This window comes from Nocardiopsis mangrovi (assembly GCF_042653925.1).
In the GTDB taxonomy this organism is placed as follows: domain Bacteria; phylum Actinomycetota; class Actinomycetes; order Streptosporangiales; family Streptosporangiaceae; genus Nocardiopsis_B; species Nocardiopsis_B mangrovi.
The window spans coordinates 50,111-64,694 of the sequence record NZ_JBHSFQ010000030.1; the positions used below are offsets into that span (position 1 = coordinate 50,111).

Here is a 14,584-nt window from a genome sequence, read left to right on the forward strand (position 1 = left end):
CCGGTGCGGCCGGGTTTGTCGCCGTCGTGCGGTATACCTACCGGACCGCTGATCGCCTGCCGGGCACGGGCTCGGGCTCCGGTCGGCGGGTCCCCCCGTGATCCATCGTCTGGAGGTCGATGCCGTGGACGCTGAAGGCACCGAAGCAGGGATCGGGCAAAGGAGCGTGGTGAGCGTGCTGCCACCCGCCCGGCCCCGCAAGCTGGCGAAGGTCCCCTTCGTCGAACTGGCGGACGGGCGGTTGCAAGGGGTGGTGTCGAGCGGGTCCGACATCGCCCGGGTGTACGTCTCCTCGATCGCCGCCGAGTCCCACGCCCTCACATGCAGCACCAACAACAACAGGCCGTGCGGCGGCCTCGGCTCGTCGCCCTGCAAGCACCTGCGCAGCCTCGTGGACGAGGCCGTGCTCCAGTACGGGATCGAGCGCGTCGCCGGCTACCTGCGGATCGGCATCGACGCGGATGTCACGTCGGGGACCGATCTCGTCCACCGGATGGACCCGCGCCGCGGATCCGCGCAGTCGGGCGTCGTGTTCAGCCGGTTCCTGCGCTACCTGTCCTACCTGGAGGTACCGGCGACCACCGCGCCCCTTCCCGAGATGCACTGGTTCCCGGCGACGAGGGCGGGCCGCTGATGCTGTCCTCACAACTCGCCGAGCTGCTCGAATCCGAGCCGGCCGGGACCGCCGACGCCCTCGACGTCGTCGACGGGTTCGACGCGGCGCTCGAACGCGGCCTGGCCCGCCCCGATCCCGCCAACTCCGCGGCCCTGGCCGCGCTGGCGGGCGCCATGGCGGCCACACCGCTCGGCACCGCAGTGGGCGAGTCGGTCGACAAGCTCGCCACCGGCGCCGTCGGCGACGGCCGATTCGCCGCGCTGGCGGGCGCCCGCACCGCCCTGCTCGGCGCGGTCCACGACGCCCTGCTCTCGGGGCTGGACACCGCGCGCGGACAGGCCCGGGACGCCCTCCCCGCGGCCGATGCGCCGGCGCCCGCGGCCGACAACGTGCTCGCCGGCAGCCGCGCCTGGCTCTCCGAACTCGCCATCACCGGATGGCTCGGGGTCGACCGCGACATCGCCTCCGGCGGCGGCCGAACAATCGACGCGCTGCTGGCGGATCCCGCCCGCCGCAGGCTGGCGGTGCTGCTCGACGGCCTGGCCGCCGAACTCCAGGCGTCGTGCCCGGTCGCGGCGATGGACGGCCTGCCGGCCCGCCGCTGGGCCGACCTGTGGACGCGCGCCGTCATGCTCTCGCAGGACGGCGGGCTCGCGCCCGCGCAGCCCGCCGCCGAGGCCACCGGCCGGCTGCTGCCCCTCGGCGCCGATGTCCATGAACACGGCACGGCCGTGCAGGTGCAGGTCCACGCCGTCTTCGAGCCCGCCGACGGCGCCCCGCCCCGGCTGGTGCGCGCCAATCTGGCCGCCGCGAAGGTGGACGCCGTCGTGGGCCCGGCGGTGTGGAAGCTGCTGGCCGACCACCCCGTGCTGCTGGGGGCGCTGGCCGGGCACCGCTCCGTCGACATCACCACGATGCCGCTGCTGGACACCGGCGACCTGCTCTGGCACGACGACCGTGCCGCCGAGGGCGATCCCGCCGACCCCTTCGCCACGGCCCGGCTCCGGCTCGCCGACGCGGTGGCGCCCGCCGTCCCGGCGCTCGACCGCCACCCGGTGCGCATCGCCGAGCCGGTGCTGGTCGAGGGCTACAAGGCCACCAAGCCCAAGGGCGACGGCCCGCCCCGCGTCACCTTCGTCCTCGACGGCGTCGAACTGCCCGTCGACACCGTCCGCCTGCCCGCCGCCGGCCCGCTCACCGCGAAGCTGGTGGCCGCGTCGTCGGCCTGCATCGGCCTGATGCGCTGGGACGCCGGCGGCTGGTCGCTGCAACCCCTCGGCGTCCAGACGGCGGTGAAGCGGCAGCCGACCCCGGTCCACAACGGCGACTGGGCGCTGGGCCCCACGGATCCCAAGGTCGCCAAGGCCGAGGCGCGCAACGACGCCCTGGCCGTGCTCCGCGAGCGCGCAGGACGGTTGCTGAGACGATGAACGACACCACCGCGACGGCGGCGGACGGCACCGCGGCCGACGCCGACCGCAACCGGCGCCAAGTGCTCTACTGGCGGCTGCTGGCCAAGCTCTTCTCCGGCGAGGAACAACCCGCCCTGGAGAAGGCGAGCGTGGCCATCGTCGACGACATCGGGCTGCCCGCGGCGCTGCTCGACCCGGGCGTGACCGTCGACACCGTTGTCCAGCGCTTCCCCGAACTCGCCGCGGAGTTCGACGGCCTGACCGCGAGCGGCGACGCCGCCGAGCCGGGCACGGCCGCCGTGGGCGCCGACGAGGTGCGGCGCGCCGCCCTGGTGTCCAAGCTGCTGCTCAACGCGTTCAGCACCGGCACCGGCGACGTCAGCGCCACCCGGCTCGCCGAATGGCAGGCCGACGCCGGCTGGCTGAAGCGCGCGATGTGCGGGCAGCCGGGCGCCTCCCCCGCCGGTGCCTCCCCGAGCGGGGCCGACGGCGGCGGGCTCGGCAACGGACTGGACGGCGTGCTCGGCGACCTGGAGGGCGACCTCGTCCGGCGGATGCGCCTGCGCGAGGTCCTGGCCGACCCCGCCCTCGCCGCCCGCCTGACCCCCAGCCTGTCGCTGATCGAGCAGCTGCTGCGGGACAAGGCCAACCTGTCGGGCACCGCGCTGGCCAACGCCAAGGCGCTGATCCGCCGCTATGTCGACGAGGTCGCCGAGGTGCTGCGGACCCAGGTCCAGCAGACCAGCGCCGGCGCCGTCGACCGGTCGGTGCCGCCGAAGCGCGTGTTCCGCAACCTCGACATCGACCGCACGATCTGGAAGAACCTCACCAACTGGGACCCGGAGGCGGAGCGGCTCTACGTCGACCGGCTGTTCTACCGGCACACCGCCAAGCGGGTCAGCCCGGCGCGGCTGATCGTGGTCGTGGACCAGTCCGGGTCCATGGTCGACTCGATGGTCAACTGCACCATCCTCGCGTCGATCTTCGCCGGCCTGCCCAAGGTGGACGTGCACCTGATCGCCTACGACACCCGCGCGATCGACCTGACCCCGTGGGTGGACGACCCGTTCGAGATGCTGCTGCGGACCAAGCTCGGCGGCGGCAACGACGGCCCGGTCGCCATGGCCATGGCGCGGCCGAAGATCACCGACCCGCACGACACCGTGATGGTCTGGATCTCGGACTTCTACGAGTTCGACCGGTCGCAGCCCCTGTTCACCTCCATCGAGGCGCTGCACCGGTCCGGGGTCAGGTTCATCCCGGTGGGCTCGGTGACCAGCAGCGGCCGCCAGCACGTCGACCCGTGGTTCCGGCAGCGGTTCAAGGACCTGGGCACCCCGGTGGTCTCGGGCCACATCAGCAAGCTCGTGTTCGAACTCAAGACATTCCTCGGCTAGGAGAACCGAACGACATGACCGACGAACTGCTACGCGCGCCCGCCGAGGTCAAGTACGCCGACGAGCTGGACTGGCTGGAGTCCGTCGACGACGGCGCCAAGCCGTTCTCGTGGCGGCTCAGCCCCAAGATGGCGCGGCTGTTCATCCTCGGCTCCGAGCCCGCCGACGGCCTCGACCGCGAGATCTCGCAGAAGTGGTTCGGCGACCGCACCTTCGTCGAGCGAAGCATCGTGACCCTGGCGTCGGACCGCGGCCTGCTGCTCATCGGCGACCCCGGCACCGGCAAGAGCTGGCTGGCCGAGCTGCTGTCGGCCGCCATCAGCCGCAACTCCACCCTCGTCGTCCAGGGCACCGCGGGGACCACCGAGGACCACATCAAGTACTCGTGGAACATCTCCATGGTGATCGCCAAGGGGCAGTCCCGGGAGTCCATGATCCCCTCGCCGATCATGACCGCGATGGAGACCGGGCAGATCGGCCGGTTCGAGGAGCTGACCCGGTCGACCAGCGACGTGCAGGACGCGCTGATCTCGATCCTCTCCGAGAAGTACGTGTCCATCCCCGAGCTGGACGACGACAACACCGTGTTCGCCAAGCCCGGGTTCTCGATCATCGCCACGGCCAACAGCCGCGACAAGGGCGTCAACGACCTGTCCTCGGCGCTGAAGCGGCGGTTCAACTTCGTCAAGATCCCGGTGGTGACCAACAAGCGCAGCGAGACCGAGATCGTCCGGTTCCGCACCACGGAGCTGCTGCGCCGGCACCGCATCGAGCTGGACGTCCCGCCGACGCTGCTGGACATCCTGCTGCAGAGCTTCGCCGACCTGCGCACCGCCGCGGCATCGGCCACCAGCGACGACGAGAAGCTCGAATCGGCGCTGTCCACGGCCGAGCAGATCGGCGTCCTGGAGGACGCCATCCTGCACAGCCACTTCTTCGGCGACCGCACCCTGCGGGCCCAGACCCTCGCGGGGTCGATGGTCGGCTCGCTGGCCCGCCGCTCCCCGGAGGACCTGACCATCCTCAACAAGTTCTGGCACGGGGTCGTCGAGCCCCGCAGCAAGGCCGACGGCGGGGCCTGGACGGAGTTCCTGGCCGGCGGCAAGCAGGCGATCGACACCCTGTCATGAGCACGGGAGCCACGGCCGCCGGCACCGACGCCGGCACAGATGCCACCGGCCCCTTCGGCTCCCTGCGCGAGCAGCTGCGCGGCGCCGCCACCGCCTTCGCGGGCGGGCCCGGCGCCGTGCCCGGCATCCTGTCGGGCATGGTCGACGACGTCGACCGGGCACTGCGCGAGGAGCTGGAGATCTTCCCGGTGTGCCACCACTCCCCCGCCTCCGCGCTCGCCATGGCGCGGCGGCTGCGGGAGAAGCGGCCCAAGGTCGTCTACATGGAGCTGTGCGAGGACCTCGCCCCCCTCTTGGACGAGCTGCGCAACTGCCGCCTCCCTGTGGCGCTCCAGGCCTACGCCGGCGACCTTGACGGCTTCCCCGACGGCGCGGGCCCGCTCAGCGTGATCGCCCCCATCACCGAGACCTCCGCCGAGTACCAGGCGATCGCCTACGCCCTGGAGACCCCGGGGGTGGAGCTGGTGCTCGTGGACCGGTCGGTGGACCACCTGTTCCAGTGGGAGCTTCCCGCACCGGACGGGTCCGCCCCCGACGCGTCCGATCCGGGCGCGTCCGGGGCCGGTGCGCCCGCGGCGTCCGCGGCGCCCGGCGAGGCGACCGCGCACGAGGAGAGCGCCGGCCTGCACGGCGACGCCGTCGGCGTGGAGCTCGGCGAGCTGCGGCCGCGGTTCGCCGAGCTCGAAGAGCACCTGCTGCACCACGGGAAGGTCCGGCACTGGTCGGAGTGGTGGGACCAGTACGTCGAGCAGCCCCTGGCGGGCGCCGGGTACGACACCTACCGCCAGGTGATGGTGCTGATCGGCAGCCTGTTCCGGCGCCTCGCCCCGTCGGACGGCGACCGGCTGTCGCGCGACGAGGACCGCGAGCGCTACATGTGGACCCGGATCCGCGCGCACCTCGCGCGGACCGGCGGCGACCCGGCCGAGTGCATGTACGTGTGCGGCGCGTTCCACGCCGCCAGCCGGGTGGAGGAGTTCGGGCTGGCGGCGCCGGAGACCGGCTGGGAGATCGGCCCCGCCACGGCCACCGAGTGGCTCTACGGGCTCATCCCCTCCAGCCACTCCGCCATCGAGGCTCAGTTCGGGCTGGCCGGGGGCTCGGTGTCGATCTCCGCGGCGACCTGGGAGAAGCAGGTCTCCGCAGGGGGAGCCGTGCCCTTCCGGCTGAAGGGGCAGAGGACCGGGAAGGGCGGGGCCGGCACGGGGAAGGCGAAGGGCGCCGGACGCGCCCGCGCGGCGGCCGCCCCGGCCGGCGTCACCGACCGGCTGTCGGAGTTCCTGTCGAGCCCGCCCGCAGCGGGCGACCTCGACGAGTCCGAACTGCTCGGCTGGTGCGTCGACATCGTCCGGCTGGCGCGCCGCAACGGGTACACGTCGAGCACGGCCGACGCCATCGCGGTGTTCGAGACGTCGATCCTGCTGGCCGGGATCCGCGGCCGGGCGCGTCCCACGCCGTACGACTTCCAGGACGCCGCGATCACGTGCATCGAGAAGGACACCGTGCCCGGCCGGCGCGATGTTCGCCACCTGTGCGAGATCCTGCTGGGCGGCGACCGGATCGGCGAGGTCGGCTACAGCGCGATGCCGCCGCTGGCCCGCGACGTCTTCGACCGGCTGGCCCCCCTGGGGATCGGCCCGAGCAAGCGGACGGTCCGGCGCGTGCTGCTGGACCTGAAGGCCGACCCGGAACTGGAGCCGTGCTCGCGGCTGCTCTGGCGGCTGAGCCGCCTGCTGCGCGGCGGTGCGGTCCGCCCCATCACGGGCTCCCTGGAGCTGGGCGAGCGCTCGACGCAGGAGAGCTGGGACGTGTCCCTGGGCCGCGACCAGCGCCCCCTCATCGAACTCGGCTACGAGGGCGTCACGGTCGAGCAGGTGCTGGAGCAGCGGCTGCGCCGCTCCGCGTGGGAGCCCAAGGCCACGGCGGCGACCGCGCTCGCGGCCATCGAGGACGCCATCTGCTACCTGGACAACCCGCGCTTCACCGATGAGCTCGGCGCCCGCGCCGTCGAGCTGCTCGCCGCCGAGCGCACGGTGGACGACGCCCCCGAGGTGCTGCGCAGGTTCCGGCGGCTGCTGGCCTACTACCGGGCCGGGAACTCCGCGCTGCCCCGTTGGTGCGAGTCGTTCGTGACCGCCGGCTACGCGCACTACTGCACGCTGCTGCCGGGGTCGTTCACCGACGAGCACACCGGCGTCCGCCAAGTGGCGGCGATGCTCGGGTTCCTGTTCACCCTGGAGAACATGGCGCTGTCCCTGGGGTGCGACCGCACGCAGCTCGAACTCGCGGTCAAGCAGTCGCACCCCGAGGCGCCCGCCAAGGTGGCGCTGCTGTGGGCGGCACAGGCCCAGCTCGGCGTGGTGACGCGGGACCGGCTGCGCGCGCGGTGCGCGGAACTGCTGGACAACCCGCTCGTCGTCCCGGCGTTCCCGCAGTATCTGAGCGGTTTCGTCCAGGCGCTGTCGCCGGCCCCGTCGCTCGCTCCGTTCGTCGTGGAGGTGATGTCCGACGCCTTCGCGCGGCTGCCGGACCAGGTCCTGCTCCCGTGGCTGCCCACCCTGATCACGACCCTGCGCGAACACGCGCAGGAGATGGTCCCGGTGCTCATCCGCGAAGCGGGGCGCACGTTCCCGGCGAGCCTGCCCGCGGTCGACGCGTGGGTCCCGCCGTGGGCCGCGGAGCCCGAACCGGTGCGGCCCGCGGCGCCGGCCGCGCCCGCCGGGCCCGTCGCGGACCTGCTCGCCGGGAACCCGGCGGCCTGCGACGCCGTGGCGGCGCTGCTGGGCTGCGACGGCGGCTGGCCCGCAGCCGGCGAACCCGGCGGCGCGGCGGCCGGTCCGTCCGCCCACCGCGAGGCGGCCGGGCTGCTGGCCCGCCACCCCGCGGCGGCCGCGGCCGCGGCGGAACTGGTCGCCGGCGCGGGGGCACGCGCCTAACCGGTCCCGTCCGGCGGCGGTGCCGCCGGACGGGACCGGCATCCGGAAGGGCCGGCCGGAGCAGTGGGATGGGCCGTGGAACCACCCCGCCGCAGGGAAGCCGGGCCGTCGAACGAAGGCGGCCCCTTCCCGCGCCGGAGCGAACGGCGCTTCCGCGCTCGGCCGCCGTCCGCGTCCCCCGGGCCCGGACCGCGATTCCGGGGCCGGACCGGTGCCCCGCCCACCGGACCGCCGCCGCCCGTCGCCCCCACTACCGGCCTGCTCCGGATCTCCGCGCCGCCCGTGCGCGCGGCCCCTCGGGGGCCCGAAAGAATCCCTCCCCGCCCGCCGATTCCGCCTCGGCTCGACATCACCGGGCGACCTGCGCATATAGTCGATCGTGACCGGGCTCGCCCTCTTGCTGTGAGAACCTTCCCACTGTCCCGGTCCAGGCGCGCGTCGGCACGTGCGTCTCGGGGATGGCATCATTCTCGGAACCCCCCGGGTTCTCCGCCCGGAGACGAGAGCGCGGAAGCCGGCATCACAGGATGCCGGGCACGCGCGTGACGCCCGCAGCCCCCGGAAGGAGCCACGGCCGACGGCGGTGAGAACCCGTGCGCAACGGATGACGGTGGTGCCTACACCACCTTCTCCGGTGGGCAGCAGGTCAGTTTTGAGGGGAGCCAGGGATATCGCCCGCGCCCTGCCCTCGGGCCTAGGGTCGGTTCATCGACACGCGAGGACGAGCATCCCCCCTGGCGCCGCGGGAACGGCCGCCGGTTTCCGGGCCGCACCGACGACCCACCTCTCCCCCACCGCGGAGCGAGCGCGTCGTGCCGTGCCGGACCGGGACGGAGGCCCCCCGAGCCTCCGAGCCCGCGGAGACAAGGAGCGAGCCATGACCGCCACCGCTGCACCCGAGAGCACGGACGCGCAGCCGGCCCGTCCCCTTCCCGCTGTGCCCGGACCCCGGAGCGCCCGGGGGCCGAGTCCGACGCGCGACCGCTTCCTGGACGCGCTGCGGCTGCTCGTCATGGTCCTGGTGGTCCTCCAGCACTGGTCGCTGCCCGTGCTCTCCTACTCGTCGTCCTCCGGAGTGCTGACCACGGGCACCGTGATCAGCACCGACGGCGGATTCGCGCTGACGTGGATCGCGCAGGTGATGCCGCTGATCTTCTTCGTCGGCGGCGCCGCCAACCTGCTGAGCCACCGGTCCGCCGCCGCCAAGGGGACCTCGACCTCGGAGTGGCTGGCCAAGCGCCTGCGCCGGCTCGCCTGGCCGGTGCTCCCCCTGGCCGCGGCCTGGATGGCGGCGTCATCGCTGCTGATCGCCGCCGGGGTCCCGGAGCAGCCGGTCCGGATCGGCGCCGAGGCGGCCGGCATCGTGCTGTGGTTCCTGGCGGTGTACGTGCTCGTCGTCGTGGCGACCCCGGTGCTGGCCCGCGCGGACGCGCGGTTCGGCTGGTACGCCACCGCCGCGCTGTTCGCGGCGGCGGCCGTCGTCGACGCGGTGCGGTTCGGTACCGGCATCGAGGCGGTGGGCTACCTCAACGTCGCGCTCGTGTGGCCGGTCGTGCACCAGCTCGGCTTCCGCTACGCGGCGGGGGAGATCCGCCGCCTCCCGGCCGCCGGGCTGGCGGTCGGCGGGTTCGCGACGGCGGCCGCGCTGGCGGCGGTGGGACCGTACTCCGCCAACATGACCGGGGTGTTCGCGATCGAGGCGTCCAACGTCGCTCCCCCGACCCTGCTGCTCGCGGCGGTGGGGGCCGGGCAGATCGGCCTGGCGGTCCTGCTGCGCGGCCCGATCACCGCCTGGGCGTCGCGGCCGGGCCCCGCCCGGGTGCTGGACTGGGCCTCCCCCCGGCTCATGGCGGTGTACCTGTGGCACATGGTCCCGCTCGCCGCTGTGGCGGCGGCGTTCGTCCTCGTGCTCGGGCTGCCCACCCCCGCGCCGCTGACGGCCCCGTGGCTGGTGTGGTGCGCGCTCGGCGCCGTCGTGCTGATTCCGATGCTGTGGCCGGTCCTGTGGTGGATGCCCCGCTTCGAGGAGCCGCCGAAGGCCCTCCACGGCGACCCGGGCATGGTCCGGGTCCTGGCGTCGGGGGCGCTGACCGGCGGCGGCCTGCTCATCCTGACCGAGTTCGGCCTCGACGCGGGCTGGGTGCCCCTGACCGGCGCCCTCGCCGTGGCGGCGGGCCTGCTGCTGACCCGGCGCCGCACGGCCGGCGGGCCGCCGAACGGCATCGGCCCGTCGGCGGTACCGGTGCCGGTGCCCCTGCGGATCTCCGGGATCTCCCGGTGGGCCGTGCACGTGGCGGTGGCCCTCGGCGCGGGCGCCCGCCGCCTGACGGCGGCCGGAGGGCTCCTCCGCTAGGGCCGCGGCGGCGGTCCCTGTCCGCTCCGGGGCGGGGGCCAGGGGGCGGCGGGCCACGGCCCGGCGGCATGGCGTTCGGCCATGAGCGTGCGGCGGTGGCCGCCCCGCCGCACCGCGGTGGTCACGATCACCGTGAGCCCGATCAGCGGCCCGAGCACGGCGAGGAGCACGAAGCCGCCGACGGCGCCCGCGAAGCCGAAGGCGACGCCGAGTCCGTGCGGCCCGTACCCCACGCTGTAGGCCCCGGCGGCCTCGGGGCCGCACATGATGGTGTACTCGCCGCTCGCGGTGATGTCGATCACCGCGCCCAGCACGGTGGTGTCACCGTTGACCGTCGTCGAGCTGGAGTAGCCGGGGTCGCGGAACGCGACGGCGCCCTCGGGACCGCTCGCGGTGCAGGACCGCTCGATGTCGCTGAACGACACCTCACGGTCGGCGTGGAGCGTCCATTCGTCGGAGTCGGTGTTCGCCCGGTCCGCGTGGAAGGCCGTGGTCCGCCCGGCCGGGAACTCGGCGACGGTCTCGGTCGCCGTCGCCGCGGAATAGATGCCGGTGGCGAGCAGGGTCAGGCCGCCGACGAGGCCGACGAGCGCGATCGCGCCGCCGGTCCAGTACCAGTGGCGACGCGGGCGGACCTCCGCCGGATCGGGCTGCGCGGGGTGCACTACCGGGCACCCCCGCCCCGCGCGCCGTGTGCGGGCCCCGGCCGCCTGCCGCCCGCCGCTGTCGTGCTCGCCATGTTCTCCACGTCTCCCCTCCCGGAATGGGGCGCCGTTCCCGCGGATACCGTGACACGGTGCCCGGTACATACCGGTAAGAACCCATTGTGTCCGGTGCCGGACACCCGCGGGCCGCGTCCCGCGACACGGCCCGCGCCGATGCGCCCGCGCGGTCCGGGCTCGGGCAGACTGGGCGGCGTGACAGGCAAGCAGAGCGCGGGCATCCTCCTGTTCCGCGAGCGCGGCGGCGCGGCCGACGTCCTCCTGGGGCACATGGGCGGCCCATTCTGGGCACGGCGCGACGCGGGCGCGTGGTCGCTGCCGAAGGGCGAGCCCGAACCCGGTGAGGACCCCGAGGCGACGGCCCGCCGGGAGTTCCGTGAGGAACTGGGCCTGCCGGTGCCCGAGGGCGACCTCATCGGCCTCGGCACCGTGCGCCAGTCCGGCGGCAAGACGGTGACGGCGTGGGCGCTGCGCGGCGACCTCGATCCGGCGCTGGTGGTCCCCGGCACCTTCGAGATGGAGTGGCCGAAGGGTTCCGGGCGCATCCGGAGCTTCCCCGAGATCGACCGCGTGGCGTGGTTCGGCCTCGCCGGGGCGGCGGAGAAGATCGTCAAAGGCCAGCGGGCGTTCCTCGACCGCCTGGCCGATCACCTGGCCGACCCGGGAGGTCGGCCGGGGTGACCGGCCGCGGGGGGGCGGCCCCGCCGCGCCCGGGTCAGCAGCGGTGCGGGCTGCTCCTCTCGGATTCGCCGTGCCACCAGTACGCGTCGGACGCGGCCGACGACAGCGGTGCGCGCTCCACGGTCGTGGCCGGTGCCGGCTCGTCGCCGTCCGCGCCGCCGTCGCCGTCCGCGCCGAACGGGGCCAGCAGGTCGTCGACCGTGTGGACGACACCGTTGGCCACCGTCATGCGCACGTCCGCGGCCGCCGCGATGTCGGTGAGAGGGTCGCCCTCGACGATCGCGAGGTCGGCGAGCCGGCCCGGCTCGACGGCACCCAGGTCGTCGCCCAGGCCGAGCCAGCCGGCGGCCGTGGACGTGGTGACGGTCAGCGCCTCGTGCGGGGTGAACCCGTGCTCGACGAGCGCGCGCATGTTCTGGTGCAGGCTCACCGCGATGTTGTCGAGCGGGGCGTCGGTCCCGCCGATGACCAGCCCGCCGCCGCGGTGCACGGCGCGCACCATGGCGACGTTGCCCGCCAGCGCGGCGCGCGCCAGCCGCGCCGCCGCGTCGCCGGAGGCGGCGGCGTCGGCCTTGGCCACCAGCGCGTCGTACTCCCACGCGGGGAAGAGGCGGCGGGTGCGCTCGTCGTCGACCAGGGAGCGGTCGCCGGCGTAGAGGGCGGAGGAGTTGAACAGCGTGGGCGTGACCGACATGCCCGACGCGGCGAACAGGGCGGTGACGTCCTCATAGGCCCGGCCGAGCCGGCTCACCGTGTGGGAGTAGCCCAGCCGGTTGGTGGCCCCGGTGTGCTCCATGCCGTCCATGCCCAGGTTCACGGCGGGGTAGAGGTAGTGGGACGTCACGGGCAGCCCGGCGGCGTGGGCGCGGTCGATCACGGTGCGCTGGGACGCCACGGGGAGCCGGACGTAGGTCTTGACCAGGTCGTAGTCGAGCTCGAAGGCGCGTTCGGCCTCGCGTTCGAGGCCGTCGGCGTCGTGGGTGGGCCGCATGAAGTTGTAGTACACGCGGGTGCCGTCGATGGCCTCGCCGGTGGCCAGGTAGCGGGGACCGGTGATCGCGCCCGAGTCCAGCGCTTCGCGGGTCTCCAGCATCTGGTAGACGGGGTCGCCCGGCGACCGCGTGGTGGTGACGCCGTAGGCCAGCCACAGCGGGCCCTGGCGGGACCCCCAGTGCCGGCCGCGCAGGTGCCAGTGGTTGTGGGCGTCGATCAGCCCGGGCATGACGGTGAGCCCGGTGGCGTCGACCACGGTCGCCGAGGCGTCGCCGGAGCGGTCGCGGCGCTCCTCGACCGCCGTCACGCGGTTGCCGTCGATGACCACGTCGACGTCGCGGCGGAGCGATTCGGACCGGCCGTCCCACAGCGCGCCGGCCTGCACGACCACCCGGCCGCGCGGCCGCGGCCGCTTCCAGGTGAGAGGGACGTCGACGGTGGCCGGCCGTCCCCCCTCGCGGGGGATCCGCCGCAGCCGTCCGTTGTTGAGGTAGAGCAGGGTGGCGGAGTCGCCGCTCCAGCTCGGGGCGTCGGTGGGTTCGGAGGTCAGCCGCCTCGGCTTCCCGGTGAACCGGCCCCGCTCGTCCACGGCGACGGTCCACAGCAGGCTGTCCATGACGAAGGCCATGTGGCGGCCGTCGGGCGACCAGACGGGGCCGTCGTCGCCGCGGGTGGACAGGGAGCGGTAGGGCGCGGGCTCGGTGTAGGCGGTCTCACCCGTCTCCAGGTCGACGGTGAGGATCTGGCTGGTGCCCTCGCGGAACCGCTGGGAGCGGGGGCGGACCGCGGCCAGCGCCAGCACCGTGCCGTCGGGCGACCATGTGGGGCGGCCGGGCTGGAACAGCGCGGGCAGCACTTGGCGAGTGGAGTTCGCGCCGACGTCGTAGACCCACGTGGCGCCGTCCTGGTCCTGGTAGGCGATGCGGTCGCCGCCGGGCGCCCAGCGGGGGGTGGTCTGCGCACCGTCGAGGACGGTGAGCCGTTCGGCGGTCTCGGCGGCGAGGTCGTAGCGCCACAGGGCGGGGCTGCCCGACCGGTCGCTGGAGTAGACGAGCGAGGTGCCGTCGGGGTGCCAGTCGGGGTCGGAGTCGAAGCGGCCGGGTTCGGTGATGGCCCGGGGCCGGCCGCCGATCGGCATGAGCCACAGCGCGCCGAGGGCGCGGAACGCGACCTGCTCGCCGTCAGGGGAGAGCACGGGCCCGGCGATGCCGTGCACCGGGTGGGTGGCGGTGTCGTCGACCTGGCGGCGCGCCGGGCGGGGGCGGTGCCGCCGGTAGCGCACGGTGGCGGAGAAGGGGATGTCGGCGGTGGTGCCGGAGCCGAGGGCCCGCTCGCGCACGGCGCCGTCGGCGGTGTAGAGGATGCGGTCGTCGGCGGTCCAGGTCAGGGTGCCGGCGAAGACGTCCTCATCGCCGCTGACCGGTTCGCCGTCGACGATGAGCCGCACGGTGTCGGCGTGCGCCCGCACGTGGGCGAGCCTGCCCGAGGGGCCGGGCGACGGGGCGAAGACGGTGGTGTGCTCGGCGGCGGGGACCAGTTCGGTGCCGGTGCCGTCGAGGGCGGTGGACCGCACGCTGGTGCGGTCGGAGGTGTGGACGACGCGGTCGCCCTCGGGCGTCCACGCGGGCTCGGCCTCGTCGGCGGCGGTGTCGGTGAGCGCCGTCAGCTCGCCCGAACCGGTGTCGTACAGCCAGATGCCGTAGCCGGAGCCGCGGTCGCTGGACAGGGCGATGCGGGTGCCGTCGGGGGAGAACGCGGGTTCCCGGTGGTCGTGGGGGCCGTCGGTGATCCGGCGCGGTTCGCCGTCGGGGAGGTCGACGACGTGGATGTGGTAGTTGCCCTCGTGGTACGCCTGGAAGGCGATGGCCGCCGAATCGGGGCTGAACACCGGCCGGGTGGCGTCGGCGAGGTCGCCGGTGAGCCGGCGGGCCTCCCCTCCTTCGGCGGGGACCACCCAGATGGCGGTGTAGAGGTCGATGGCGATCCACCGGCCGTCGGGTGACGGCGAGGCGGAGATGTTGGTGCCCTGGGTGACGGTCACCCGCGCGGCGGCGGACTCGGCGGCCTCCGGCGACGGGTCGGCCAGCGCGGGCGGCGCGGGTGCGGCGATCCAGGCGGCGCCGCCGGCGAGGGTCGCCTGTCCGCCTCGGTGGAACAGGTCCCTTCGGCTGATTCCGGCGGCCGCCGCCGGGTGGGGCCCGGGGACGGGGGGAACGGGGGATTGCGGAGGTGCCACGTCTGCCCTCTCTGGATCGCTGCGGTGTGCGGCGCATCGATCGCGGTAGGCAACTTTCTAACCCGTCCCGGCGGCCCGCGCAATCCCCTCCCGTCCCGGCGGCCCGCG

Annotated in this window: 9 protein-coding genes; 7 read left to right on the forward strand and 2 right to left on the reverse strand. The window is 74.4% G+C overall.

Going from position 1 to position 14,584, the window contains the following annotated elements:
- The first annotated feature begins 169 nt into the window (after nucleotides 1-169).
- From ACFO4E_RS24010 to ACFO4E_RS24035, 6 genes are all read left to right on the forward strand, one after another.
- On the forward strand, nucleotides 170-634 hold the full coding sequence (locus ACFO4E_RS24010; protein WP_378578503.1) for a hypothetical protein: 465 nt from the start codon (nucleotides 170-172) through the stop codon (nucleotides 632-634).
- Entirely contained in the window at nucleotides 634-2,046 is a 1,413-nt protein-coding gene (locus ACFO4E_RS24015) for a hypothetical protein (protein WP_378578504.1), read from the forward strand. The genes ACFO4E_RS24010 and ACFO4E_RS24015 overlap by 1 nt, the downstream gene beginning before the upstream one ends.
- Nucleotides 2,043-3,425 carry a VWA domain-containing protein gene (locus tag ACFO4E_RS24020; RefSeq protein ID WP_378578505.1) on the forward strand — a complete coding sequence of 461 codons (1,383 nt, stop codon included), beginning with the start codon at nucleotides 2,043-2,045 and terminating at the stop codon, nucleotides 3,423-3,425. The genes ACFO4E_RS24015 and ACFO4E_RS24020 overlap by 4 nt, the downstream gene beginning before the upstream one ends.
- A 14-nt stretch (nucleotides 3,426-3,439) precedes the next feature.
- The gene (locus ACFO4E_RS24025; RefSeq protein WP_378578507.1) at nucleotides 3,440-4,555 is read left to right on the forward strand and encodes an ATP-binding protein; all 1,116 of its coding nucleotides are present in this window, start codon (nucleotides 3,440-3,442) and stop codon (nucleotides 4,553-4,555) included.
- Nucleotides 4,552-7,491 carry a DUF5682 family protein gene (locus ACFO4E_RS24030; protein ID WP_378578509.1) on the forward strand — a complete coding sequence of 980 codons (2,940 nt, stop codon included), beginning with the start codon at nucleotides 4,552-4,554 and terminating at the stop codon, nucleotides 7,489-7,491. Before ACFO4E_RS24025 ends, ACFO4E_RS24030 begins: the two co-directional genes overlap by 4 nt.
- Before the next feature lie 877 nt (nucleotides 7,492-8,368).
- Nucleotides 8,369-9,844, forward strand: a complete 1,476-nt coding sequence (locus ACFO4E_RS24035; RefSeq protein WP_378578511.1) for an acyltransferase family protein — start codon at nucleotides 8,369-8,371, stop codon at nucleotides 9,842-9,844.
- Here ACFO4E_RS24035 and ACFO4E_RS24040 read toward each other — a convergent pair.
- Complete coding sequence (locus ACFO4E_RS24040) at nucleotides 9,841-10,509, reverse strand: hypothetical protein (protein WP_378578512.1); 669 nt, start codon at nucleotides 10,507-10,509, stop codon at nucleotides 9,841-9,843. The two genes, ACFO4E_RS24035 and ACFO4E_RS24040, sit on opposite strands and share 4 nt — an antisense overlap.
- A 252-nt stretch (nucleotides 10,510-10,761) precedes the next feature.
- On the opposite strand from ACFO4E_RS24040, the gene ACFO4E_RS24045 reads away from it, so the two are divergent.
- Nucleotides 10,762-11,247, forward strand: a complete 486-nt coding sequence (locus ACFO4E_RS24045) for an NUDIX hydrolase (RefSeq protein ID WP_378578514.1) — start codon at nucleotides 10,762-10,764, stop codon at nucleotides 11,245-11,247.
- 34 nt (nucleotides 11,248-11,281) lie between these two features.
- On the opposite strand, the gene ACFO4E_RS24050 is transcribed toward ACFO4E_RS24045, so the two are convergent.
- Entirely contained in the window at nucleotides 11,282-14,476 is a 3,195-nt protein-coding gene (locus ACFO4E_RS24050; protein WP_378578515.1) for an amidohydrolase family protein, read from the reverse strand.
- Nucleotides 14,477-14,584 lie beyond the last annotated feature (108 nt).

Coding starts and splice junctions, on each gene's coding strand:
- ACFO4E_RS24015 (WP_378578504.1), top strand. CDS start 634: ATGCTGTCCTCACAACTCGCCGAGCTGCTCGAATCCGAGCCGGCCGGG.
- ACFO4E_RS24020 (WP_378578505.1), top strand. CDS start 2,043: ATGAACGACACCACCGCGACGGCGGCGGACGGCACCGCGGCCGACGCC.
- ACFO4E_RS24025 (WP_378578507.1), top strand. CDS start 3,440: ATGACCGACGAACTGCTACGCGCGCCCGCCGAGGTCAAGTACGCCGAC.
- ACFO4E_RS24030 (WP_378578509.1), top strand. CDS start 4,552: ATGAGCACGGGAGCCACGGCCGCCGGCACCGACGCCGGCACAGATGCC.
- ACFO4E_RS24035 (WP_378578511.1), top strand. CDS start 8,369: ATGACCGCCACCGCTGCACCCGAGAGCACGGACGCGCAGCCGGCCCGT.